This is a genomic window from Methylobacterium tarhaniae, assembly GCF_001043955.1.
Taxonomy (GTDB): Bacteria; Pseudomonadota; Alphaproteobacteria; order Rhizobiales; family Beijerinckiaceae; genus Methylobacterium; species Methylobacterium tarhaniae.
This window is the reverse complement of the sequence record NZ_LABZ01000122.1, coordinates 57,607-81,124: the sequence shown is the minus strand read 5'-3', so window position 1 is coordinate 81,124 and position 23,518 is coordinate 57,607. Positions and strand designations below refer to the sequence as shown.

The 23,518-nt window shown below is 71.9% G+C and carries 24 protein-coding genes; 15 read left to right on the top strand and 9 right to left on the bottom strand.

The features are described from left to right. The first annotated feature begins 151 nt into the window (after positions 1–151). Positions 152–1,030: an RNA polymerase factor sigma-32 gene (locus VQ03_RS17265; protein ID WP_048452125.1), complete on the top strand. Its 879-nt coding sequence runs from the start codon at positions 152–154 to the stop codon at positions 1,028–1,030. 282 nt (positions 1,031–1,312) lie between these two features. On the opposite strand, the gene VQ03_RS17260 is transcribed toward VQ03_RS17265, so the two are convergent. Continuing rightward, positions 1,313–1,993: a 4'-phosphopantetheinyl transferase family protein gene (locus tag VQ03_RS17260; protein ID WP_048452124.1), complete on the bottom strand. Its 681-nt coding sequence runs from the start codon at positions 1,991–1,993 to the stop codon at positions 1,313–1,315. 70 nt (positions 1,994–2,063) lie between these two features. Continuing rightward, entirely contained in the window at positions 2,064–2,999 is a 936-nt protein-coding gene (locus VQ03_RS17255; RefSeq protein WP_245292111.1) for a LysR family transcriptional regulator, read from the bottom strand. Positions 3,000–3,351: 352 nt separating this feature from the next. On the opposite strand from VQ03_RS17255, the gene argJ reads away from it, so the two are divergent. The 3 genes from argJ to VQ03_RS17240 are packed head-to-tail and all read left to right on the top strand — an operon-like array spanning position 3,352 to position 5,797. Next, the gene (gene argJ, locus VQ03_RS17250) at positions 3,352–4,593 is read left to right on the top strand and encodes a bifunctional glutamate N-acetyltransferase/amino-acid acetyltransferase ArgJ (protein ID WP_048452122.1); all 1,242 of its coding nucleotides are present in this window, start codon (positions 3,352–3,354) and stop codon (positions 4,591–4,593) included. Further along, positions 4,590–5,321, top strand: a complete 732-nt coding sequence (locus tag VQ03_RS17245) for an SIMPL domain-containing protein (protein ID WP_048452121.1) — start codon at positions 4,590–4,592, stop codon at positions 5,319–5,321. The genes argJ and VQ03_RS17245 overlap by 4 nt, the downstream gene beginning before the upstream one ends. A gap of 59 nt (positions 5,322–5,380) precedes the next feature. Next, positions 5,381–5,797: a (deoxy)nucleoside triphosphate pyrophosphohydrolase gene (locus VQ03_RS17240; protein WP_048452120.1), complete on the top strand. Its 417-nt coding sequence runs from the start codon at positions 5,381–5,383 to the stop codon at positions 5,795–5,797. A 3-nt stretch (positions 5,798–5,800) separates the two neighbouring features. On the opposite strand, the gene VQ03_RS17235 is transcribed toward VQ03_RS17240, so the two are convergent. After that, complete coding sequence (locus VQ03_RS17235; RefSeq protein WP_048452119.1) at positions 5,801–6,154, bottom strand: DUF427 domain-containing protein; 354 nt, start codon at positions 6,152–6,154, stop codon at positions 5,801–5,803. Continuing rightward, positions 6,151–7,032 carry a methyltransferase domain-containing protein gene (locus tag VQ03_RS17230; protein WP_048452118.1) on the bottom strand — a complete coding sequence of 294 codons (882 nt, stop codon included), beginning with the start codon at positions 7,030–7,032 and terminating at the stop codon, positions 6,151–6,153. The genes VQ03_RS17235 and VQ03_RS17230 overlap by 4 nt, the downstream gene beginning before the upstream one ends. Positions 7,033–7,156: 124 nt before the next feature. Between VQ03_RS17230 and VQ03_RS17225 the strand changes: the two genes are divergently transcribed. Together VQ03_RS17225 and VQ03_RS17220 are read left to right on the top strand one after the other, a co-directional pair. Continuing rightward, a complete protein-coding gene (locus VQ03_RS17225) occupies positions 7,157–8,032 on the top strand; it encodes a lytic transglycosylase domain-containing protein (RefSeq protein WP_048452152.1) in 876 nt (291 codons plus the stop codon). A gap of 160 nt (positions 8,033–8,192) precedes the next feature. Further along, positions 8,193–8,372, top strand: a complete 180-nt coding sequence (locus VQ03_RS17220; RefSeq protein ID WP_157064143.1) for a hypothetical protein — start codon at positions 8,193–8,195, stop codon at positions 8,370–8,372. A 51-nt stretch (positions 8,373–8,423) separates the two neighbouring features. On the opposite strand, the gene VQ03_RS17215 is transcribed toward VQ03_RS17220, so the two are convergent. The 4 genes from VQ03_RS17215 to VQ03_RS17200 all read right to left on the bottom strand — a co-directional run bounded on the left by VQ03_RS17215 (position 8,424) and on the right by VQ03_RS17200 (position 12,298). After that, complete coding sequence (locus VQ03_RS17215) at positions 8,424–9,629, bottom strand: pyrophosphate--fructose-6-phosphate 1-phosphotransferase (protein ID WP_048452116.1); 1,206 nt, start codon at positions 9,627–9,629, stop codon at positions 8,424–8,426. A gap of 65 nt (positions 9,630–9,694) precedes the next feature. After that, positions 9,695–10,561 (bottom strand): enoyl-ACP reductase FabI, encoded by an 867-nt coding sequence (fabI, locus tag VQ03_RS17210; RefSeq protein WP_048452115.1) that lies wholly within the window; start codon positions 10,559–10,561, stop codon positions 9,695–9,697. 144 nt (positions 10,562–10,705) lie between these two features. Next, positions 10,706–11,632 carry a DnaJ C-terminal domain-containing protein gene (locus tag VQ03_RS17205; protein ID WP_048452114.1) on the bottom strand — a complete coding sequence of 309 codons (927 nt, stop codon included), beginning with the start codon at positions 11,630–11,632 and terminating at the stop codon, positions 10,706–10,708. 216 nt (positions 11,633–11,848) lie between these two features. Then, complete coding sequence (locus tag VQ03_RS17200; protein ID WP_425350074.1) at positions 11,849–12,298, bottom strand: RT0821/Lpp0805 family surface protein; 450 nt, start codon at positions 12,296–12,298, stop codon at positions 11,849–11,851. Positions 12,299–12,458: 160 nt separating this feature from the next. Here VQ03_RS17200 and pdxH point away from each other — a divergent pair, with 160 nt between their 5' ends. The 7 genes from pdxH to VQ03_RS17165 all read left to right on the top strand — a co-directional run bounded on the left by pdxH (position 12,459) and on the right by VQ03_RS17165 (position 17,499). Continuing rightward, positions 12,459–13,067 (top strand): pyridoxamine 5'-phosphate oxidase, encoded by a 609-nt coding sequence (gene pdxH / locus VQ03_RS17195; RefSeq protein ID WP_048452112.1) that lies wholly within the window; start codon positions 12,459–12,461, stop codon positions 13,065–13,067. Positions 13,068–13,224: 157 nt separating this feature from the next. Beyond that, positions 13,225–13,947, top strand: coding sequence for an SDR family NAD(P)-dependent oxidoreductase (locus tag VQ03_RS17190; RefSeq protein ID WP_048452151.1), 723 nt, complete (start codon positions 13,225–13,227; stop codon positions 13,945–13,947). Continuing rightward, on the top strand, positions 13,940–14,959 hold the full coding sequence (locus VQ03_RS17185) for a hypothetical protein (protein ID WP_048452111.1): 1,020 nt from the start codon (positions 13,940–13,942) through the stop codon (positions 14,957–14,959). Before VQ03_RS17190 ends, VQ03_RS17185 begins: the two co-directional genes overlap by 8 nt. Further along, the gene (locus VQ03_RS17180; RefSeq protein WP_048452110.1) at positions 14,956–15,420 is read left to right on the top strand and encodes an NUDIX hydrolase; all 465 of its coding nucleotides are present in this window, start codon (positions 14,956–14,958) and stop codon (positions 15,418–15,420) included. The genes VQ03_RS17185 and VQ03_RS17180 overlap by 4 nt, the downstream gene beginning before the upstream one ends. Further along, positions 15,417–15,848, top strand: a complete 432-nt coding sequence (locus VQ03_RS17175) for a TIGR02301 family protein (RefSeq protein WP_048452109.1) — start codon at positions 15,417–15,419, stop codon at positions 15,846–15,848. The genes VQ03_RS17180 and VQ03_RS17175 overlap by 4 nt, the downstream gene beginning before the upstream one ends. A gap of 195 nt (positions 15,849–16,043) precedes the next feature. Then, positions 16,044–16,307: a hypothetical protein gene (locus tag VQ03_RS17170; protein ID WP_048452108.1), complete on the top strand. Its 264-nt coding sequence runs from the start codon at positions 16,044–16,046 to the stop codon at positions 16,305–16,307. Between the two features lie 103 nt (positions 16,308–16,410). After that, complete coding sequence (locus VQ03_RS17165) at positions 16,411–17,499, top strand: SPL family radical SAM protein (RefSeq protein ID WP_048452107.1); 1,089 nt, start codon at positions 16,411–16,413, stop codon at positions 17,497–17,499. A gap of 20 nt (positions 17,500–17,519) precedes the next feature. On the opposite strand, the gene VQ03_RS17160 is transcribed toward VQ03_RS17165, so the two are convergent. Continuing rightward, the gene (locus tag VQ03_RS17160; RefSeq protein ID WP_048452106.1) at positions 17,520–18,473 is read right to left on the bottom strand and encodes a polyphosphate kinase 2 family protein; all 954 of its coding nucleotides are present in this window, start codon (positions 18,471–18,473) and stop codon (positions 17,520–17,522) included. Positions 18,474–18,554: 81 nt separating this feature from the next. Between VQ03_RS17160 and VQ03_RS17155 the strand changes: the two genes are divergently transcribed. Together VQ03_RS17155 and VQ03_RS17150 are read left to right on the top strand one after the other, a co-directional pair. Beyond that, positions 18,555–19,148: a histidine phosphatase family protein gene (locus tag VQ03_RS17155; protein ID WP_048452105.1), complete on the top strand. Its 594-nt coding sequence runs from the start codon at positions 18,555–18,557 to the stop codon at positions 19,146–19,148. A gap of 276 nt (positions 19,149–19,424) precedes the next feature. Continuing rightward, entirely contained in the window at positions 19,425–23,510 is a 4,086-nt protein-coding gene (locus tag VQ03_RS17150; RefSeq protein ID WP_048452104.1) for a Pls/PosA family non-ribosomal peptide synthetase, read from the top strand. Positions 23,511–23,518 lie beyond the last annotated feature (8 nt).

Below are 23,518 nucleotides of genomic sequence, written 5' to 3'. Positions count from 1 at the left end.
GGAATCGCACCGCAGAGGATTTTTTCGCGGTGCGGGAACCGGGCGGGTGGTCGCGCCGTTGTCGCAGGCCTTGCGGTGTAACGAGCGCGCGCCACGCTGCGCTTCGACCTCATCGCGACACACAGCGCTCACCACAGTGGCGGAGGCGGGGATGGCGGAAATCGCAGGCATACGTCGGCAGTTCGTGCGAGTTGCGATGGATGCCCCCTTCCTCGAAAGGGAGGAGGAGCGCGGCCTCGCGGTGCGCTGGAAGGACGAGCGTGACGAGCAGGCCCTGCACCGTCTGATCTCCGCCCATATGCGGCTCGTGATCGCCCTGGCGGGCCGCTTCCGCCATTACGGCCTGCCGATGGCGGATCTGGTCCAGGAGGGCCATGTCGGCCTGATGGAGGCCGCCGCCCGCTTCGAGCCCGAGCGCGACGTGCGCTTCTCGACCTACGCGACCTGGTGGATCCGGGCTTCGATCCAGGATTACATCCTGCGCAACTGGTCGATCGTCCGCGGCGGCACTTCCTCCGCCCAGAAGGCGCTGTTCTTCAATCTTCGGCGCCTTCGCGCCCGGCTGATGCAATCGACCGACGAGCGCGTCGGCGACGAGATCCATCGCCGCATCGCCACCGCCATCGGCGTGTCCCGTGAGGACGTCGCGCTGATGGATGCCCGTCTCTCCGGCCCGGACATGTCGCTCAACGCCCCCGTCGGCGACGATGGCGAGGCCTCGGCCGAGCGCGTGGACTTCCTGGTCGATACCTCGCCCCTGCCCGACGAGACCGTCTCCGACGCCGTCGACGGCGAGCGCCGCCTGACCTGGCTGCGCCAGGCGCTGACCGTGCTTTCCGAGCGCGAGCTGCGCATCCTGCACGAGCGGCGCCTCGCCGAGGATCAGGCGACGCTGGAGGCCTTGGGCCACCGTCTCGGCATCTCCAAGGAGCGCGTGCGCCAGATCGAGAATCGCGCCCTCGAGAAGCTCCGCCGCGCCCTGGCCGAGCGCTTCCCGCAATCGAATGCCGGGATGAGCGCGTACGTTTGAGAGCCTGTTTGATCGAAACGGCAGACGTGAAGCGCTCCATCGTCATCCCGGGGCCGTGTGGCGGAGCCCGGGATCCATAAACGCCAATGATTCCGAAATGGGGTGGAGCGTTGGTCGCTCGATACTGGGGCGTCAGCGATGACAGATCTCAGGCTCTCGACTTCGTCGATCCCCGGGGTAACGTGGAGACATCTCGGTTTCCGTGCCAGTTGTTCACCGGCCTTGCCGTCCCTCACGGATGAACCATCTTCGGATTCCGGCTACCGGTTGATTGGCAAGCGATCAGCCTGCGACTGCGACCGACACCTCCACCCCCTCCTCGACCGCCCAGGCGAACCGCGACCCGTCCGGCAGGACCCGCGACTCCGCCCTCAGCGACAGGCCGGCCCGCGCCAGGCGCCAGGCCGCTCCCTCCGGCGTCAGGCGGACCGTTCGTGGCTCGGCCACCAGCCCCTCGCCCGTCGCCTTCAGGCAGGCCTCCTTGACCGACCAGTATTCCAGGGCCCGCCGCGGCCGCGCCCCGGCGGGCAGGCCGTGATACTCGGCCAGCTCGGCCGGATGCAGGAAGACCGGTGCCACGCGATCCCACTCCACCGCTCGGGCAGCGCCCTCGACGTCGACGCCGATCCGGCCGGAGGTCGACAGCCCGACCGCGACCCAGCCGCCGCCATGGCTGAGATTGAGGTCGAGGCTCGTCACCCCGGGCAGGAACGGCCTGTCGCCCGCATCCCGCGCCAGGACGACCGCGGCCGGGTCACGGCCGAGCCAGGGCCCGAGCAGGTGGCGGAGCAAGCCATGGGCCGCCGCTCGCTCATGGCGGTCCCGCGCCTGCCGGTAGCGGGCGATGCGCGCGACCTCGTCCGGCGACAGGACTTGGCGCCCCGCCGACAGGCGGGCGGCCGCGTCGGCTGGCGCCGCCACCGCCAGCGTCACACCCGTGAAAACGAGATCGGAAAGTGTCATCACGCCGCTGCCCTGCCCCCCGCGAGCTAAAGCACGGGCTGGCTTCGAAAGCACGGGCCGGCTCGGCGCGTCACGCCTCCTGCAGGTCGTACAGGGCGGCGAGCTCGGCCTCGTCCAGGGTGACGCCGCGCGGCATCAGCTGCTCGGCGAGCTGGCGCGACGCGAAGGCGATGAAGCTGCGGGTCTTGGCCGGCAGCAGCCGCGAGGTCGTCACGATGTAGACCGGGCTGGGACGACCGTGCCAGGCGGGCAGCACCCGCTCCAGGCGTCCGGCCTCCACGTCCTGCCCCACGTCGATCGCCTGCAGCAGGGCGATGCCATGCCCGGATACGGCGAGGCGCCGGGCCAGGCCCTGGCTGTTGCTCGAGACCGTGCTGCCGATGGTGACCGAGACCGCCTCGCCCTCCCGCTCCAGCGACCAGGCATTCGACGCGGCCGGCGGGCCGACCGCCACGGCCTGGTGCCGCGCCAGTTCCGCCGGGGCCTCGGGCCGCCCGGCTCGATCCAGGTAGTCGGGCGAGGCGTACAGGCCGTTCTCGAGTTCCGCCACCTTGCGGGTGATCATCGAGGTCTCCCGCGGCGCGCCGACGGCGAGCGCCAGGTCGTAGCCATCCTGGGAGAGATCGACGAGTTGGGGCCAGAGGTCGAGTTGCACGCGCACCTGCGTGTAGCGGAGCGCGTATTCCGCCGCGACGGTCGAGAGATGATGCATCACCCACGGATCCGGGGGCGCCGCGATCTTGAGCAGGCCGCTCGGTCCCTTCGCCTGGGCGATCAGTTCGTCGAAGGTCCGGTGCGCCTCCTCCACCAGGCGCGTCGCCTGCTCGTAATAGGCCTCGCCGTGCGGGGTCAGCACGATCTTGCGGGTGGTCCGGTCGAGCAGGCGCAGCCCGATCGACATCTCGAACTGGGTGATGCGTCGGGAGAGGGACGAGATCGGCACATCGAGCGCCACAGCAGCCTGGCTGAAGCTCTTCCGCTTCGCGACCTCGACGAACAATGCCATGTCGCGAAGAACTTGCGGGTGGGCCAAGCGGAAACCTCCGGGCAGCAAACGGCGGCTCGCAACCGCGCATCCTGACTCTGACTCTCTAGATAATAATGTGCAACTCTAGATAAGATAGCTCTCCGCCGCCGCTACGTCAGCCCCGCCGTGGAAAACAGTTTTCCACTGCCTCGCCCCAAGGGCGCAGCCCGCGCCGCGGCGCGGAAGCGGAGCGATCAACCCGGACATGCACAACCGCAAGCACAACCGCCCCTGCCGCGAAAGCACGGCCCCGGTTGACGCAGGGCGCCTCCGCGGGGCAACACCGCGGCGCCGACGCGGACGACGAGGCGTCGGCGGACCGGAGCCCCGCATGTCTCATCCCGTCTCGCCGCTCGCGCCCAAGCACCAGCCCGCCCTGCCGCCGATCGCCGGCGTGCGCCTCGCCACCGCGCAGGCCGGCATCCGCTATCGCGGCCGCACCGACGTGCTGCTGGTCCTGCTCGATCCCGGCACCCGGGCCGCCGGCGTCTTCACCCGCTCGAAATGCCCCTCCGCGGCGGTCGACTGGTGCCGCGAGACCCTGCGCGGCGGGCAGCAGGCCCGCGCCCTGGTGGTCAATTCCGGCAATGCCAACGCCTTCACGGGCCTCAAGGGCCGCGACTCGGTGCGCCTCACCGCCGAGATCGCCGGCAAGGCGGCGGATTGCGCACCCGGCGAGGTGTTCATCGCCTCGACCGGCGTGATCGGCGAACCCCTCGACGCCACCAAGTTCGACGGCGTGCTGGCGGAATGCGCCGGTCGCGCCGGCGGGGGGGCCGAGCGCTGGACGGAAGCCGCCAGCGCCATCATGACCACCGACACCTTCCCGAAGCTCGCCACCCGCCGGGTGCGGCTCGGCGGGGTGGACGTGACGATCAATGGCATCGCCAAGGGCGCCGGCATGATCGCCCCCGACATGGCGACGATGCTGTCCTTCGTGTTCACCGATGCCGACCTGCCGGCCGAGGTGCTGCAGGCGTTGCTCACGAGCGGCGTCGCCAAGAGCTTCAACTGCTGCACGGTCGACGGCGACACCTCGACCTCCGACACCCTGATGCTGTTCGCCACCGCCAAGGCCGGCAACGCTCCCGTCGCATCGGCCGAGGATCCGGCCCTGGCCGGGTTCGCCGAGGCGCTCGACGACCTTCTGTGCGAGCTCGCCCAGCTGGTGGCCCGCGACGGCGAGGGTGCGCGCAAGTTCGTCACCATCGAGGTCGGCGGTGCGACCGACGACGCCTCCGCCCACCGGATCGCGATGTCGATCGCCAACTCGCCGCTGGTGAAGACCGCGGTGGCGGGCGAGGACGCCAATTGGGGCCGCGTGGTGATGGCGGTCGGCAAGGCCGGCGAGCCGGCCGACCGCGACCGGCTGGCGATCTGGTTCGGCGACGTGCGCGTCGCCGTCGAGGGCGCCCGCGATCCGGGCTACGACGAGGCGGCGGCCTCGGCGGCGATGCGGGGAGACGAGGTCAGGATCGCGGTCGATCTCGGTCTCGGCGGCGGGAAGGCCCGGGTCTGGACCTGCGACCTCACCAAGGCCTACGTGGAGATCAACGGGGATTACCGCTCGTGAAGGCGGGTGCGGCGCTCCTCCTGGCGGGGTTCCTGACCGGGCCCGGCCTCGTCCTGGCGGGGCCTGTGCTCGCCGACGATGCGCCCGGCCGCATCAGCGTCGTCGGCCGGGCGAGCCGGGAGGTGGTGCCGGATTTCGCCACGGTGGAGATCGCGGTGGAGAGCCGCGGTCCCAACCCGGCCGCGGCCCTCGACCAGAACTCGGCCGCCGCCCGCAAGGTGGTGGAGCTCGCCGGCGAATTCGGCATCACGGGCCCGGACCTCGCCACCGCCGCCGTGTCCCTGCGACCGGTCAGCAAGACCGTGCGCGATCCCGGCGGGCAGATGCGCGACGTGCCCGACGGCTACCAGGCCACCAACGCCGTCTCGGTGCGGGTGCGCGACCTCAAGCGCCTCGGCGCGCTGATGCGCCGCCTGCTCGACGGCGGGGCCGACCGGATCGGCGGCGTCGCCTTCGGGCTGTCGGATCCGGCCCAGACGGAGAACGCCGTCCGGGCGGATGCGGTGCGGGATGCGCGGCGCCAGGCCGAGACCCTGGCGGAGGCGGCCGGCATCCGCCTCGGGCGACTGGAGAGCCTGGTCTCGCCGCCGCGGGAAGGCTCGCCGGCGCCGATCCAGGCCCGTGCCTTCGCCGCGAAGGCGGCGCCCGTCGGCGTCGCGGTCCCGGTCGAGGCCGGCACGATCACGATCGAGGCCGCCGTCGAGGCCTCGTACCAGGTCGCGCCCTGACGCGCGCAGCATCGGCGCGCCGACGGGCGCGCCCCACCCTTCCAGGAGACCCGCTCCGCATGGCCGAACCCGTGAAGCTCCTCCTCGTGGTGGCGGTCGCCCTCGTCGATCCGGACGGGCGCGTGCTCCTGGCGCAGCGCCCGCCCGGGAAGCAGCTCGCAGGGCTGTGGGAGTTCCCGGGCGGCAAGATCGAGCCCGGCGAGCGCCCGGAGGAGACGCTGATCCGTGAACTCGCGGAGGAGCTCGGCATCACCGTGAAGGCGGATTGCCTCGCACCCCTCAGCTTCGCCAGCCACGCCTATGAGAGCTTCCACCTCCTGATGCCGCTCTATGTCTGCCGGCGCTGGGACGGCTTCGTGCAGTCGCGGGAGGGGCAGGCGCTCAAATGGGTGCGCCCGCGCGACCTCGCGAGCTACCCGATGCCGCCGGCCGACCTGCCGCTGCTGCCGGCGATCGTCGATCTGCTCGGGCCGTGACGCTCAATCCGTGAATTCCTCGATCGCATCGACCTTGTTCGGATAGAAGGCCAGGTAGCCCGCGATCGCCGACACCGCCGGGAACGGCGATTCGTAGCTCCAGACGGCGTTCGCCCGCTCGAGACCGCCGGCCGTGAGCGAGTAGTAGCTCGCATCGCCCTTGTGCGGGCAATGCGTGCGGTGCTCCGTGCGCTCGAAGAGGTCCATCTCGGCATCCTCCCGTGGGATGTACTGGACCGGGGGCAGCCCGCCCTCGCGCAGGGTGAGCGCCCGGGTGGTCTCGGCGACGATCGTGCCGCCGAGCATGACGCGGATACGGTGCGGGTTCGGCGTGATCGTGATCGGGTGGTCCGTCATGACGGCTCCTTGCGTTCGACGGTGCCGAGGGCGTCGGCCAGCCGGGCCTGGGCGCTGCCCGGCCGCAGCGGCTTCTGCTGGCTCTCGTGCGGCACCCAGCCCGAGAGCCAGATCAGCTCGAAGGTCGCGCGCAGGCGCCCATCCGCATCGGCGAAGCGCTCGGCGTAGAGGCTGGCGGCCCGCATCAGCGTCTCGCGGCGCAACCGGCCTCGGCGCTCCCGCATGGCGTTGGTGAGCCCCATGGCCCGCAGGTCGCGCATCAGCCCGAACGGATCGCCGTAGCGCACCGTCACGGTCTCGACATCGGTGACCGGCAGGGCGAAGCCGGCGCGCTGCAGGAGGCCGCCGAGGTCGCGCACCTCCGCGAAGGGCGCCACCCGGGGGCTGACCCCGCCCTCGACCTCGCTCTCGGCCTGGGTGAGGACCTGGCGCAGCTCCGTCAGGGTGCGCCCGCCGAGCAGGCAGCCGACGAACAGCCCATCGGGCTTCAAGGCCCGGCGGACCTGCACCAGGGCGCCGGGCAGGTCGTTGGCGTGCTGGAGCGCCAGGAGCGACACCGCGAGGTCGAAATTCCGGTCGCCGAACGGCAGCGCCTCCGGATCGCCGACCACGACCGCGAGGCCGGGGCTGGCCGCCTCGGGGACGGGGGCGAGGCGCGTCACGGCGCCGGCCCGGCCGCTCCGCTCGAGCCAGGTCGCCGCAGCCGGCACGGGGGTGGCGAGGTCGAGGGCGCGGGGGAACTCCCGCAGCACCGCGCCGAGGCGGTCGGAGAGGTCGTCGACCGCCCGCGCCACCAGGAAATCGGCGAAGCCGGCGCGGCGGGCGCGGGCGAGGCGCTTGCGGATGAGGGGGGCGTCGAACAGGAGCGGCGAGGACATCGCCCGCTAGATGGCGCAGGCCCGTGCCCGGCGCCAGGGCCTCGCCCACCGGGAGACCGTGAAACGCCCCCGCGACGATCACACCTTGCCGAATCGTTCAGCGAATCACGGTAAAGGTGTGCCCGTGACCCGCGCCCTCCTCCTCATCCTCGCCGTCGCGCTCCTCGGCTCGCCGGCCCGCGCCGCCCCCGCGGCACCCGCCCCTGCCGCCGACAGCAAGGAGGAGACGGTCGAGCAGGCCCTGTGCCGGCTGATCGAGGGAGCGGCCCAGTCCAAGGGGCTGCCGGTGGCGTTCCTCACCCGGCTGATCTGGCGCGAGAGCAGCTTCCGGCCCGGGGTGGTGAGCCGCGCCGGGGCGCAAGGGGTGGCGCAATTCATGCCCGGCACGGCGCAGGAGCGCGGCCTCGCCGATCCGTTCGACCCCGAACAGGCGATCCCGGCCGCGGCCCGCTTCCTCATCGACCTGCGCGGGCGCTTCGGCAATCTCGGCCTCGCGGCGGCGGCCTATAACGGCGGGCCCGGCCGGGTCTCCGCCTGGCTCGCCGGAACCGGCGGCCTGCCGGCCGAGACCCGCGCCTACGTCTCGGCGATCACCGGGCGCAGCGCCGAGGACTGGGCCGCCGCCGCCAAGGCCGAGACAAAGAGCGACCTGACCGAGCCCGAGGGCACGCGCTGCCTGCAGGTGACGGCCTCCTTACGCATCCGCGGGCGCACCGAGACGTTCTTCGCCGAGACCGCGGCGGCGCTCGCGCCCTGGGGCGTCCAGCTCGCCGGCAACTTCTCGAAGTCGATCGCCCTGGCGAGCTTCGGCCGGGCCCGCGACCGCTACGCCACGATCCTGGGCGATGTCCGCCCGATGATCATCGGCACCCGCCTGCGCCACCGCGGCACGCGGGCCTTCTATCGGATCCGCGTTCCCTCCGAGACGCGCGCCAGCGCCGAGGCCCTGTGCAGCCGCATCCGCGGGGTCGGCGGAGCCTGCATCGTACTCAAAACTTGAGGTTGGCACCACCTCACCCAAATGGGTGATGACACGGCGGGCCGGCCCTTGTTTCGTTCATGAGGCGACATCCGTCGCGATGTGGGCGAGCAGGGAGAGAAGCCCGATGAAGTTCGGTGAGGGCGTGCCCCGATGGGCGCGGAGGCGGGCCGAGCGGCACTTGGCGCGTCATGCCGACGGCAAGATCGTCCGCTGGATGTCCTTCGCGAGTGGGCAGCAGCGGGTTCGTGCCGAGCCGGTTCCGTTTGAGACCGGCGGAAACGTGCTGCCCTTCATCCGCCGCAACGCGGTGACGGAGCCCGGCCGCGCCATCGCCCCGCTCGACGCGACTGGATCGTGATGTTACCTAGAGTAATATGACGAGCCGGCACCCGGACGGTGCCGGCTCGGCTCATGCCCGCTGCTGGCCGATCTGCTCCAGCATGGCGGTGAACCACGGCGTGGCCGGGTCGAAGGCCTTTCCGCCGCGGATGCGCGGGAACTCGATCGCCCGCAGGCGGCCGCCCCGATCCTCGTCGTGGCCGATCACGCCGGAGACGCCCTTCAGCCCGCACTCGACCGCGAGGTCGACCATGCCCTGGATCAGCCGCAGGTCGTCGGCGTTCGGCGCGGCCGAGCGGCAGAAATGTCCGGATTTCAGCACCAGGGTCTTCTCCGCCCCGATCAGCGGCGCCATCCGGTCGGCGAACCACTTGCCGACATTGATGGTGTCGATCTTGACATGGCCGAAGGGATCGCGGCCGACCGTCTCGCCACTCCCCTCGATCTCGGCCACGATCTCGTCGAGGCCGGCGCCCTCGCTCAGGAAGACCGTGACGCAATCCTTGGCGTCGAGCCTCGCGCGCAGCCGCTCGGCCTCGCGGTCGACGTCGATCGGCAGTTCCGGCAGGTAGACCGCGTCCACGTCCCTGTGCGCCCGGTCGAGCCCGAATTCCGGCAGGAAGGCGGTGCGGTCCAGGCGCTCGCGATAGGCCTTGGCCGTCGCGGCGGTGAGCCAGCCGCACTTGCGGCCCATGACCTCGTGGACGATCAGCATGCGCGGGTTGGCGCTCTGCTCGTTGACGATGTTCTCGGCGAAGATCGCCCCCTGCTCCGCCGCGCTCCAGGCGCCCAGGGTCTGGCGGATCGGCACCACGTCGTTGTCGATGGTCTTCGGCAGGCCGACCACCGTCAGGTGATAGCCGTTCGCCTCGAGATAGGCCGCGAGATCGGCCGCCGTGGTGTTGGTGTCGTCGCCGCCGATCGTGTGCAGCACCGTGACCCGGTCGCGGGCAAGCTGCTCGGCCGCCACCTTGAGCGGGTCCTGCCCGTCCTTGACCAGGCCGCGCTTCACGCAATCCTTGACGTTGGTGAGCTTGATCCGGCTGTTGCCGAGCGGCGAGCCGCCGTGGCGCAGGAGCACATGGGCCTGCGCCCGCACCTCCGGGGTGACGGGCATGAAGTCGCCGAGGAGCAGGCCCTTGTAGCCGCTGCGGTAGCCGATGATCTCGGCCTCGGGCGCGAGATCGGTGTAGCGGGCGATGAGTCCGCCCACCGCCGCCGACAGGCAGGGAGCGAGGCCGCCGGCGGTGAGCATGGCGATCTTGGGAGAAGGCATGGCGGGCTCCGCGTTGCGATGCGGAGCCACATTGCGCCGAACGGCCTGCGGGTCCAGCCCCGGCCTCACTCCTTGTCGAGGCTGAGGTCCGGCGCCTCGGGGTTCTTCATGCCGACGACGTGGTAGCCGGCATCGACGTGCAGGATCTCGCCGGTCATGCCGCGGGACATGTCGGAGACCAGATAGGCGGCGGTCTCGCCGACCTCGTCGATGGTCACCGTGCGCCGCAGGGGCGCGTTGTACTCGTTCCACTTCAGGATGTAGCGGAAATCCCCGATGCCCGAGGCGGCAAGCGTCTTGATCGGCCCGGCCGAGATCGCGTTGACGCGGATCTTCTGCGGCCCCAGATCGGCGGCGAGGTAGCGCACCGAGGCCTCCAGGGCCGCCTTGGCGACGCCCATCACGTTGTAATGCGGCATCCACTTCTCGGCGCCGTAATAGGTCAGCGTGAGGAGCGAGCCGCCGTTGCGCATCAGCTTCTCGGCGCGCTGGGCGATGGCGGTGAACGAGTAGCAGGAGATCAGCAGCGACTTGGAGAAGTTCGCCTCGCTGGTGTCCAGGTAGCGGCCGGTCAGCTCGTCCTTGTCCGAGAAGGCGATGCAGTGGACGACGAAGTCGATCCCGTCTGGGAAGTGCCGGCCGGTGGCCTCGAAGGCCGCGTCGATCGAGGCCGGGTCGGTGACGTCGCAATGGCCGACGACGGCGGCGTCGAGCTCGCGGGCCAGCGGCTCGACGCGCTTGCGCAGGGCTTCGCCCTGATAGGTGAAGGCCAGTTCCGCGCCGTGCTGGCGCGCGCTGCGGGCGATGCCCCAGGCGATCGAGCGGTTGTTGGCGACGCCGAGCACGAGGCCGCGCTTGCCGGCGAGAAGCCCGGTCCCGGGGGACGCGGCCTGCCCGTCTTCCTGTACCTGTGCCCGGTTCGAGTCAGCCATGAGTCACCCAAAGAACAGCCGCCACGGGAAGCCGGAGGCGGCAGGGCGGACCCGGCCGTGCATAGCTCCCCAGCGGTTTCCTTAACCGACGCCCGCGGGCGACGGAAGTGCGCCGGCTCCGGTAAAGCCCGGCCCTACCCCGGCTCAACCCGCCGTCGCGGCGGCGCGGCGCTTGCGGGCGAACTCGGTCAGGGCCTCGTCGGCATCGGCCGGCAGGGTCACGGCGATGCTGGCGAGCAAATCGCCGCGGGTGCCGTCCTTCTTCGGCAGGCCCTTGCCGCGCAGGCGGAAGACCCGGCCCGAGCTCGTCATCGGGGGGATCTTCATCTCGACCGCGCCGGTGAGGGTCTGGATCCGGATCGGCCCGCCCAGCACCGCGTCCTCGAGCGGGACCTCGGCGGTGGTGCGCAGATCCGCACCCTCGACCTGGAAGCGCGGATCGGCGGCGAAGCGGACGGTCAGGAGGGCGTCGCCCGGCTCGGCGCCGTGGGCGCCCGGATAGCCGAGGCCGCGCAGGCGAATCACCTGCCCGTCGACCACGCCCTTGGGCACCACCGCGTCGACCTCGCGGCCGCTCGGCAGGTTGAGGCGCAGCTTCGCCTCGTTGGCGACCTGATCGAGGGTGACGGTCAGCTCGGCGGCGACGTCCTCGCCCTTCTGCGGGGCGGCGCGCCCGGGCCCGCCGGCGGAGCGGAAGGCCTCGCCGAACAGGTGCGAGAAGATGTCCTCGCCGAAGCCGCCGGCGCCCGCGCCGCCGGCACCGCCGCGGCCGCGGGCCATCGACTCGAAGTCGAAGCCGCCGCCACGGCCGGCACCGCCGCCGAAGCCCTCGAAGCCGGCATAGCGCGGCTTGCCCTCGGCATCGATGGCGCCACGGTCGAACTGCTCGCGCTTCTTGGCGTCGCCCAGGATCTCGTAGGCCTGGTTGACCTCGGCGAAGCGATCCTGCGCCTTGGCGTCGTTCTTGTTGCGGTCGGGGTGGTAGGCCTTGGCGAGCTTGCGGAAAGCCTTCTTGATCTCCGCCTCGTCGGCCGAACGGCTCACGCCGAGTACGTCGTATGGGTTGCGCATGGCGATCCGATGGCGATTCGGGCGGCCCGGTCCCGGCGCGATGCATCCGGGCGCGGATCCGCCTGCGTGAATGGGTTGAGCCCTATCTGGCGACCGTGTTGCCGGATTGCAACGCAGGCGGAGGCGGCAAGCGCCCAGGGTACGTCACTTCATCGGGCGGCGCCACGCTGCGCGAGGCGAAGGGCGCGACGGGCGCCCCGCCCCCTGGCGCTCGCCTCACCCGGGTTTCGTCGTCATCTTCAGGCTCTTCAGCTCCCAGGCGCCGCCGGAGGGCCGGCAGCCGGTGCCGCGCACGAAGCGGTTGCCGCCGGGGCCGATCACCGAGGCCAGGAAGCCGCGGCAGATCTCGTCGTTCTTCACGAAGGGCAGACCGGTCGGGTTGACCATGCCGCGCATGCCCGAATCCGGGTTGTCCCACTTCACCGGCTGGCCGTTGCCCTGGGGGTCCAGGGCGACGGAGAGCGCCGCCTTGGCCCGGCGCCAATCTTCGCCGGAGAGGTCGGGGCCGAAGCTCCTCGGTGCCGCGGGCTCGATGCTGCCGGTGCTCTCCGGCTCCGGCGGCGCGGCATCGACCTGAGGCGCGAACATGATGAGCGGCTGGCTGCAGCCGCCGATCGCCAGGATGCCCCCGAGGGCGCCCAGCGTGAGCGCGAGGCCGAGCGTCACCGAACCGACTTTACACGCACGCCGACGCATTACACCTGTTCTCACGACCGGACGGCCCGCCGCGACGCATGAGGATGCGACGCCGGCCCGCCCCCGGTTCCGGTTGTCACACGGGCTCAGGCCATCCAGGCACTCGAGCCACTTGGGTAAGGACGATGCCGTGGACGGGTTAACGAAAGATGATTTCACGAAGAACCCGGATCCCTGGGGACTGTTCCGGCAATGGTTTGCCGAGGCCGAGGCCGCCGAGCCCGAGGATCCGAACGCCATGGCCCTCGCCACCTGCGACGCCGACGGGCTGCCGGACGTGCGGATCGTGCTCCTGAAAGGTGCCGACGAGCGCGGGTTCGTGTTCTACACCAACACCCTGTCGGTGAAGGGGCTGGAGCTCGCGGACAATCCCCGCGCCGCCCTCGTGCTGCACTGGAAGAGCCTGCGCCGCCAGGTGCGGGCCCGCGGCACCGTGACGAAGGTCGAGGATGCGGAAGCCGACGCCTACTTCGCCTCCCGGGCCCGAGACAGCCGCCTCGGCGCCTGGGCGAGCCGTCAGTCGCAACCCCTCGACAGCCGCGAGACGCTGATCCGGGCGGTGGACGAGGTGGGCGCGCGCTTTCCCGGCGAGAGCGTGCCGCGTCCGCCGCACTGGACCGGCTACCGCATCGCCCCGGTGACGATGGAGTTCTGGCAGGACGGCGCCTACCGCCTGCACGACCGGGTGCGCTTCACCCGCCGGGGCGACGGCTGGGAGGGGAACCGCCTCTACCCGTGAGCCGCGCAAGCTTTGCTGCGGCGCGGCAAGCCCTGGATTTCCGGGGCGCCGGGCCCTACCCTGAGGCTCTTCGCGCCCCCGCACAGCCGGCGGCGCTCAGCACCGGACATCCCGAGGAACGGCCGTGGCCCAACCGTCGAACGAACGCCGCCGCGTGATGCTGCTCACCGGCGCGAGCCGGGGCATCGGCCATGCCACCGTCAAGCGCTTCTCGGCGGCGGGCTGGCGCGTCATCACCTGCTCGCGCCACGCCTTCCCGGAGAACTGCCCGTGGGAGATGGGGCCGGAGGACCACCTGCAGGTCGACCTGGCCGATCCGGAGGACACGGTCCGCGCCGTCAAGGAGGTGGCCGGACGGCTCGAGGCCGAGGGCGGCCTGCTGCACGCCCTCGTCAACAATGCCGGCATCTCGCCCAAGGGGCCGGGCGGCGAGCGGCTGGGCGCCATCGCCACCCCGTTCTCCGACTGGCAGCGGGTGTTCCAGGTCAATTTCTTCGCGCCCATCCTGCTCGCCCGCGGCCTGTGCGAGGAGCTGACCCGGGCGCGCGGCTCGATCGTCAACGTGACGTCGATCGCGGGATCGCGCGTCCATCCCTTCGCGGGGGCGGCCTACGGCACCTCCAAGGCGGCGCTGGCCGGCCTGACCCGCGAGATGGCGTCCGATTTCGGGCCGCTCGGCGTCCGGGTGAACGCGATCTCGCCCGGCGAGATCGACACCTCGATCCTGTCCCCGGGCACCGACAAGCTGGTGGCGCAGATCCCGCAGCGCCGCCTCGGCACGCCGGACGAGGTCGCCAAGGCGATCTACTTCCTGTGCACCGAGGCCTCGTCCTACGTGAACGGCGCCGAGCTGCACATCAACGGCGGCCAGCATGTCTGAGCGGCGGGCGCTCGCCGTCGCGGTCGCCTTTCTGCTCGCGGCGGCCCCCGCCGCCGCCGAGCCGCGGGTCACGCTCCTCGACCTGCCGTTCCGGGTGACGCAGCTGCGCGACGCGGGCAGCGAGGCGGCCCTGTCGGTCACCACCGCCGGCCTGCCGCAGCTGCCGCGCAAGGCGGGCCCGGTCGCGGTGGTGTGGGGCGAGGGGGGCGCGGCCGTCCTGACGCTGTCGGGCGACACGATCGCGGTCGTCCCCCTCCCCCTCGACGCGATCGAGGGCCTGACCGCCGGCGAGACGCCGAAGGGGGCGCTGCCGGGCTCGCGCCGGGTGCTGTCGGGGCCGATCAGCGCCTACCTGTCGGGGCCGAGCCGGGGGCCGGACGGGCGCCCGGGCGCCGCCGGCGTCACCGTGCGCGAGCGCCAGAAGGTGACGATGAGCGCCGACCCGAAGCCCGTGCCGGTCGAGACCGCGACGGTACCGCCGGGGGCCGGCGCGGTCTTCTCCGCCGAGACCCTGCGACCGGTCGAGATCGGTGGATCGCTCAACCTTCTCGCGCTCAGCGAGCACCCGGAGGGCGCGGGACTCGCGGTGATCGGGCGCCGGGACGGCACCTGGCGGGTGCGGGCCGAGACCCCGCCCGAGCCCGGTCCCCTCGCCCTCGCGACCGACCTCCCGGGCCCGCGCCCCGGCGCCGTCCTGGTGCGCGGCGAGGAGGGCCGGCTCGAGCAATGGAGCCTGTCCGGCGAGGCGCCCGTCCGGCAGATGCGGAGCACCGGGAGTGCGGACGGCAAGGGGTTCTCCGCCCCCGGCGCCGCCCTCGGGGACGCGCTGGTCGTGGCCTCCCGCGACCGCACCGCCCTCGCCTACCTCTCGCTGAAGGACCTGACCGAGCGCGCCCGCGCGACCCTGCCGGCACCGGTCGGGGCGGGCCTCGCGGTCCTGGGCAACCAGGTCGTGGTGGCGCTGGCCGACGGGCGGCTCGCCTCGGTGCGGGACGGGAATGCCCGGCCTTGAGCGCGGATGCCGAGGACCCGGCCTGGCGCCGCCGCTATCCCGTTCGCCCGTTCATCGCCGCCTCGGCAGCCGTCGTGCGCGGGGGCCGGGTGCTGCTCGCCGCGCGTGGCCAGGCGCCGATGCGCGGGATCTACACCCTGCCGGGCGGCCAGGTCGAGGTGGGCGAGACCCTGGCCGAGGCCGCCTTGCGGGAGCTGCACGAGGAGGTCGGGGTCGTGGCCGAGGTGGTCGCGGGACTGGCTCCCCTCGAGGTGATCGAGCGCGATGCCGAGGGCGCGGTGCTGCACCATTTCGTGATCCATCCCCATGCCGCCCGCTGGCGCTCCGGCGAGCCGACGACCGGGCCGGAAGCCCTCGACCTGCGCTGGGTGACCCCGGCGGAGGCGCACGAGCTCCCGACCACCAGGGGGCTGCACGGGGTGATCGCGCAGGCCCTCGCGGCCGTGGGGGACGACGCATGAGACGCGCCGTGATCCTGGCCGCCTGTCTCGTCGCGGCTCTCCCCGCCCTGGCCCAGAACCGGCCGAAGCCGGCCGCGAAGCCGCCCGAGAAGGAGGCTCCCGCCCCGCCTCCGCCGGCCGACACGCCGGCCCCCTACGACCGCGACCTGCTGCGCCTGTCCGAGATCATCGGCGCGCTGAGCTTCCTGCGCGAATTGTGCGGCAATCCCGACGCGCCGGAATGGCCGGCCCGGATGAAGGCCCTGCTCGATGCCGAGGGCACCAGCCCGGGCCGGCGCGACCGCCTCGCCGGGGCCTATAACCGTGGCTATGGCGGCTACGCCGTGACCTACCGGGTCTGCACGCCCTCGGCGGTCGAGGCCGCGACCCGCTACATCGCGGAAGGAGAGCGCCTCTCGGTCGCCCTGGCCGGCCGTTTCGGGGGCTGACCGCCTCTCTGTTGCACCTGCGCCACGCTGTGGCACCTGTGTCGAAGAGGGAGGCATTCTCGTGGCGCCGTTAACCTCTTCGCAATTCCTTGCTGGCCCGGAACCGGCCGACAGCCTATGAATCCGGTCATCACACGAGGCCGCTGCGGATTCGAGACCGCCGTTCTCACCAGAGACCCGATCTCAAGGCTGTCGATGACCGAATTCGAAACCCACCACCCCACGCTCGATTCCGACCAGGAGGCGAAGCGCGCCGCCCTGAGCTACGTCTCGGAGGCCTTCGCGGAAGGTTGCCTGGACGGGCTCGACGGCGACTGCATGGCCCAGGCCGCCCTGTTCGCGGCCTTCCAGGAGCTGGTCCATACCTACGGCGAGGAGGCCACTGCCCGCTACGCGGAAGGCTTTCCCGAGCGCATCCGCGGCGGCACCTACACGGTACGGCCCCAAGCCCGGCATTGACGTCCGGCATTAACGTTCGGCGTTAACGCTCCCCGTCCCGATCGTCGACGGTCGGGACATCGAGGGTCGGGACCCGGAGGACGGCCCCGCGCGTTCGCCGGGCATGACCTTCCACGATCCCGCCCCCGCCCGCACGGCCCGACTCTGGCGCCCGCGCCGGGTCGTCATCACCGCGGCGGCGCGGGAGCACGCCCACGGGCGGGCGATCGCGGCCCGCGCCGAAGCGCTCGGGCTGCCCGTCGAGGCGCTGCCCGGCAACCGCCTCACCGGCCTGCGCCATCCCGATCCGCGCCGGGCCTATAGCGAGGCGAAGAACACCCTCGCGGTGGTGGTGGCTCCACCCACCAAGCTGAAGCTGCAGCCGATTCCGCCGAGCGCCGACTGGCGCGTCGACCTCGCCGAAGGCTGCCCGGCCCATTGCCAGTACTGCTACCTCGCCGGCTCGCTCTCGGGCCCGCCGGTGACGCGGGTCTATGCCAACCTGCCGGAGATCCTCGAGAACCTCGCCGCTTACGTCGGCCGGGGCGGCGTCACCTCGGCGAGCGCGGAGCGCGCGCAGGAGGGCACCACCTTCGAGGCCTCGTGCTACACCGATCCCCTCGGCATCGAGCACCTGACCGGCTCCCTCTCGGCGGCGATCCGGCATTTCGGCGCCTGGGACGCTCCGGTCGCCTTACGCGCCACCACCAAGTTCGCCGCGGTCGAGACCCTGCTCGGCCTGGGGCACCGGCGCCGCACGCGGCTGCGCTTCTCGGTCAATGCGGCGGCGGCCGCCCGCTACGAGGGCGGCACCGCGCCGTTGCGCGACCGCCTCGCCGCGATGGGGGCGCTGGCCCGGGCGGGCTATCCGGTCGGTCTCACGGTCGCGCCGATCCTCCCCGTGCCGGACTGGCGCGAGGCCTATGCCGACCTGTTCACGCGAGCCGCCGCGGCCCTCGACGGCGTCGAGGATCTCGACCTCACCGCGGAACTCATCACCCATCGCTTCACCCCCGGTTCGAAAGAGGTGCTGGAGGGCTGGTATCCGGGCTCCGACCTGCCGATGCGGGAGGACGAGCGCAGCCGCAAGCTCACCAAGTTCGGCTCGGTGAAGTACGTGTTTCCGGCCGAGCTGATGCGGGAGATGCGGGCCTGCCTCACGCAGGCCCTGGCGGAGCGGCTGCCGGCGGCGCGGGTGCTCTATTGGACGTGAGCGACGGCCGGCGATGCGCGTCAATCCGGCACCGTGATCCCCGTCAGATCCGCCTTCGGCTCGGGGAAGCGCGGGTCCATCGCCTCCAGCGTGTCGGCGATCAGCCGGGCGACCGCGAGGTTGCGGAACCACTTGCGGTTGGCCGGCACCACGTGCCAGGGCGCCAGCCGGGTGCCGCAGAGCGTCAGGGCGTCCTGGAACGCCGCCTGGTAGGAGTCCCAGGCCTGTCGCTCGACGAGGTCGGCGGGATCGAACTTCCAGTTCTTGGTCGGGTCGGCGAGCCGGCTTTCCAGGCGCTTCTTCTGCTCCGCCTTCGAGATGTGCAGGAAGATCTTGAGCACGGTGGTGCCCGAGAGGGTGAGCAGGCGCTCGAAATCGTTGATGAGGTCGTAGCGCGGCCGCCACAGGGTCTCGGGCACCAGCTGCTTCACCCGGACGATGAGCACGTCCTCGTAGTGGCTGCGGTTGAACACCCCGATCATGCCGCGGCCCGGCACCGCCCGGTGGTAGCGCCACAGGAAATCGTGGTCGAGCTCCTCGGCGCTCGGCGTCTTGAACGACGAGACCTGGCAACCCTGCGGGTTCACGCCCTCGAAGACGTGGCGGATCGTCCCGTCCTTGCCGCCGGTATCGATGGCCTGGAGCACCACCAGCAGGCTGCGCTTGCGCTCGGCGTAGAGCCGTTCCTGCAGGGCCTGGATGCGGGCGCGCACCTCCACCAGCTCGGCCTCGGCCTGGGCCTTGCCGTCGGAGGAGCCCGGCGCGTCGGGGTCGATCTCGGCGAGCCGGCACGGCGCCTCGGGCCGGCACTGGACCACGCCCGGCGGCGGCACCGGGATCGTCGCGCCGTGCTCGGCGAGGAAGCCCGGGCTCGCCTCCGCCAGCGATCCGGCCTCGCTCGCCCAGGCGGCGGAGGAGGGGCGCGGATGGCCCGGAAGCGAAACCGGCTTGTCTTTCGAGTGCTTCTTCGACATCGGAAGGGAGGGGCTCCGGTGGGGACGAGGCGTGTCAGCATCAACGACAGCGAAGCGGGGCCGTTCCGAGAGGGATGGCCGGTGAACCGGGCGCCGATCTACTTCGTGCGCCACGGCGAGACCGACTGGAACGCGGAAGGGCGGCTGCAGGGCCAGCGCGATACGCCGCTCAACCGCAAGGGCCTCGCCCAGGCGGCCGAGGCCGGCGAGCGCCTGCGCGGCCTGCTCGGTGACGGCCTCGCCGACCTGCCCTATCTGGCGAGCCCGATGGAGCGCACCCGGCACACGATGGAGGGCCTGCGCACGGCGCTCGGCCTCGATCCCGCCGGCTACGTCACCGATCCGCGCCTGCGCGAGATCGGCTTCGGCGCCTGGGAGGGCCTGACCTGGAAGGACGTCCGGCGCAGCGACCCGGCCCGGGCGCAGGCCCGCGACCGCGACCGCTGGGGCTACTGCCCTCCGGGCGAGGGGGCGGAGAGCTACGCCATGGTGGCCGAGCGGGTGCGCCCGCTCCTCGAATCCCTCGATCGCCCCACAATCATCGTGGCGCATGGCGGCGTCGCCCGCGCCGTCATGGTGACGCTGGGCGCGGCGAGCCGGGAGGAGGCGCCGCACCTGGAAATCCTGCAGGGCCGGATCCTGGTCTTCGAGGCCGGCGGGCGGCGCTGGGCCTGAGACCGGCATCCCCCGGAAACTGCCTTCGGCGACGCTCTCGGACGCTCCGCAAGCCCCTGGACCGACGTCGAAAACCCGAGATGCGCCGGCGGCCGGACGCGCCGGCAGCCCGGCCCGTTGAAAGGGCATCGCGTTTTGTGCCCGAGCGTGCCTTGAACCGGCCCCGGTTCTCGTTCACCTCCCGCCTGCCCGGGATCGGGCCGGGATTGCGCCGGAGGCCGGGAAAGGCCCGGCTCCCGTAGGTCAACGGCCCGCCCGGGCCAGCGGAGTCGCTTGATGAACCACACCGCCGGGACCGCCCGCACGCCCAGCCCCGGGATGAGCGTCCCGTCATCCGGCGCGGCGGTCTTGCGCGGCCCTGCCCGGCCGGACCTCCTGCGCGACGAGGTGCTGGCCGAGATCTTTCGCGACACGGCGCGGAACCGGCCCGACCACCCGGCGCTCATCGACGCGGCGAGCGGCGGCGACCCGGCCTCCCGCACCCGCCTGTCCTACGCCGAGGTCGACCGTCTGTCCGACGCGATCGCCTCCGGCCTCGCGGCGCGGGGCATCGGGCCCGGCGACGTGGTGGGCCTGTGGATGGCCCGCTCGCCCGACCTGCTGGTGGCGCAGATCGGCATCACCAAGGCCGGGGCGGCCTGGCTGCCCTTCGACGCCGAGGCACCCTCCGACCGCGTCGCGGTCTGCCTCCAGGACGCCGACGCCAAGGCGCTGGTCGTGTCGCGCGCCCTCCAGGAGAAGGCGCCGCCCGAGACCTGCCCGGCCCTCACCCCCGACGAGGTCGCGGGCGCCGCGAACGGCCCGGCGCCGGACCTGCGCGCCGCCGGGCTCACGCCCGAGCACCCGGCCTACCTGATCTACACCTCGGGCTCGACCGGCGTGCCGAAGGGCATCGTCATCAGCCACCGCAACATCTGCCACTTCCTGCGCTCGGCCAACGACCTCTACGGCGTCACCGGCGACGACGTGGTGTTCCAGGGCGCCTCGGTCGCCTTCGATCTCTCGATGGAGGAGATCTGGGTTCCCTACCTCGCCGGCGCGACCCTGTTCGTGGCGAGCCCGGCCCAGATGGGCGATGCCGAGGCCCTGCCCGACATCCTGATCGAGGCCGGCATCACCGTCCTCGACACGGTGCCGACCCTGCTCGGGCTGATGACCCAGGACGTGCCGCGCCTGCGGCTGATCCTGCTCGGCGGCGAGGCTCTCCCTGAGCCGCTCATCGCCCGCTGGGCGACACCGTCCCGCAAGCTGTTCAACACCTACGGGCCGACCGAGGCGACCGTGGTGGCGACCGCCGCCGAGATGAAGCCGGGCGATCCGGTCACGATCGGCGGGCCGATCGCCAACTACACCGCCTACATCGCCGACGAGGCCCTGAACCTCGTCGGGCCGGGCGTGCAGGGCGAGCTCCTGATCGGCGGTCCCGGCATCGCCAAGGGCTACCTCGCCCGGCCGGAGCTGACGGCCGAGAAGTTCATCGCCAACCCCTATGGCGGCGACGGATCCGACCCGGTGCTCTACCGCTCCGGCGACGCCGTCTCGCTCGATCACGCCGGCCGCATCGTCTTCCATGGCCGCATCGACGACCAGGTGAAGGTCCGCGGCTTCCGGGTCGAGCTCGGCGAGATCGAGGCCCGGATCCGGGCGCAAGCCGGCATCGCCTCGGCCGCGGTGGTGCTGCGCCAGGATGACGGGGTCGACCGGCTCGTCGCCTTCGTGGTCCCCGAGCGGGGTGCGGAGTTCGACCGCGGGCGCCTGCGTTCGGCGCTGGCCGGGACCATGCCGCCCTACATGATCCCGGCGCATTTCGAGGTGGTGGAGAGCCTTCCGGTGCTGGCCGCCTCCGGCAAGGTCGACCGCAAGGCCCTGCGCGCCCGGCCGCTCGCCGTGGTCGAGACGTCCGGCGAGCAGGAGGAGCCGCGCGACGAGACCGAGGCCGCCCTGCTCGCGGCCGCCCAGAAGGTGTTCGGCAACCAGCCGATCCCGTTCGAGGCCGACTTCTTCGGCGATCTCGGCGGCCACTCGCTGCTCGCCGCCCGCTTCGTCTCGGCGGTGCGCGAGGTGCCGGCGCTCGCCGCCATCACCCTCCAGGACGTCTATAACGGCCGCACGCTGCGCGCGATGTCCGAGACCCTGATCGAGCGGACCGGCGGCGCAGGCGCGGCCGCCGCGACCCACGACCTGTCCTTCGACCCGCCGCCGCTGCTACGCCGCTTCCTGTGCGGCCTCGCGCAAGCCGCCGTGCTGCCCTTCATCATCGCGCTCGCCACCGCGCAGTGGCTCGGCATCTTCGTCACCTACCTGCTGATCACCGGCGGCGATCTCGGCTTCTTCGCCGAGATGGCGGTGCTGCTGCTGGTCTATATCGGCCTCAACGCCGCCACCGCGCTGATCGCCATCGCGGCCAAGTGGCTGGTGCTGGGGCGCACCCAGCCCGGGCGCTACCCGCTCTGGGGCACCTATTACTTCCGCTGGTGGCTGACCCAGCGCCTGACGCCGCTCGTCCACGTCAAGTGGCTCCAGGGCTCGCCGATGATCCGCATCTACCTGCGGCTCCTCGGCGCCAAGATCGGCGAGGACGCCCTCATCTCGGACATCGAGATCGGCGCGCCGGACCTCGTCAGCATCGGGCGCGGCGCCTCCCTCGGCGGCCGTCTGACGCTCGCCAATGCCGAGGTGGTCGGCAACGAGCTGGTGATCGGCCGCGTCTCGATCGGCGACGACGTCGCCATCGGAACCTCCTGCGTCGTCGGCTACGACACCCGCATCGAGGACCACGCGGAACTGGCCGACCTAACCACCGTGCCTTCCGGCACCGTGGTCGGCCGCGCCGAGGCCTGGGACGGCTCGCCCGGCCGCAAGGTCGGCATGGTCGATCTCTCGGACATCCACCCGGAGCCGGCGGTCTCGCGCGAGCGCCGGGCCGTGTTCTTCGTGATCTACGCGCTCCTGCTGGCGGCGATCCCGGCGGTGGGCCTGCTGCCGATCTTCCCGGCCTTCTACATCTTCGACCAGATCAGCGATTCGCTGGCGACGCTGACGGACGTGGACTACCACTGGTATCTGCCGCTCCTGACCTGGCCGACGGCGATGCTGATGACCGCCGGCACGGTCGGGCTGATCGCCGGCATCCGCTGGGCGGTGCTGCCGCGCCTGCGCGAGGGCAGCTACTCGATCCACAGCGGCACCTACCTGCGGAAATGGGCGGTGGCGCTCGCCGCCGAGGTGACGCTCGAGACCCTCTCCTCGCTCTTCGCCACCGTCTACATGCGGGCCTGGTACCGGCTGATGGGCGCCGGCATGGGCCAGGGCGCGGAGATCTCGACGAACCTCGCGGGCCGCTACGACCTCGCCGAGGTCGGCCCGCGCAACTTCATCGCCGACGAGGTCGTCTACGGAGAGGAGGAGGTGCGCCGCGGCGTGATGGAGCTGCGCCCGGTGCGCACCGGCGCCCGGGTCTTCGTCGGCAACGACGCGGTGGTGCCGCCCGGCGCCTTCATCCCGGACGACGTGCTGATCGGCATCAAGTCGAAGCCGCCGGCCAACGACCGCATGGCTCCCGGCGAGACCTGGTTCGGCTCGCCGCCGATCAAGCTGCCGGTCCGGCAGAAAGTCGATCTCGGCCAGAACAAGACCTTCGACCCCGGGATCTGGCCGCGGGTGGGCCGCGGCGTGTTCGAGGCGTTCACCTCCTCGTTCTCGCCGATGCTGTTCATCACCTTCGCCATCCTGGCGATCGACTTCGTGTTCTACCCGGCGATCCTGGCCGGCGATTGGGGCGGCCTCGCCGTCAGCTTCGTCGCCACCAGCGTGGTGATCGCGGTGCTGCAGACCCTGGTGGTCATCGCCGTGAAGTGGCTGCTGATGGGACGCTACGAGCCCGGCATGCACCCGATGTGGTCGTGGTGGGCGATGCGCACCGAGGCCGTGGCGGTGATGTACTGGGGGCTGGCCGGCAAGGTGCTGCTGGAGCACCTGATGGGCACGCCGTTCCTGCCCTGGGTGCTGCGCCTCTTCGGCACCCGCACCGGCGAGGGCACGTGCATGCTCGCCACCGACATCACCGAATTCGACTGCGTCACCATCGGCGACTTCGCGTCGATCAACCGGATGTCGGCGCTCCAGACCCACCTCTACGAGGACCGTGTGATGAAGGTCGGCCGGGTCGAGGTCGGCCGCGGCGTCAGCGTCGGCGCGTTCGCGACGGTGCTCTACGACACGAAGGTCGGCGACTACGCGCAGTTGCGCCCGCTCACCATCGTGATGAAGGGCGAGACGATCCCCGCCCATTCCCGCTGGGAGGGCGCGCCGGCGGTGCCGGTGGTGCATCAGGCCCCGGAGATGCTTCGGGCGGCGGAGTAGCCGCCGTT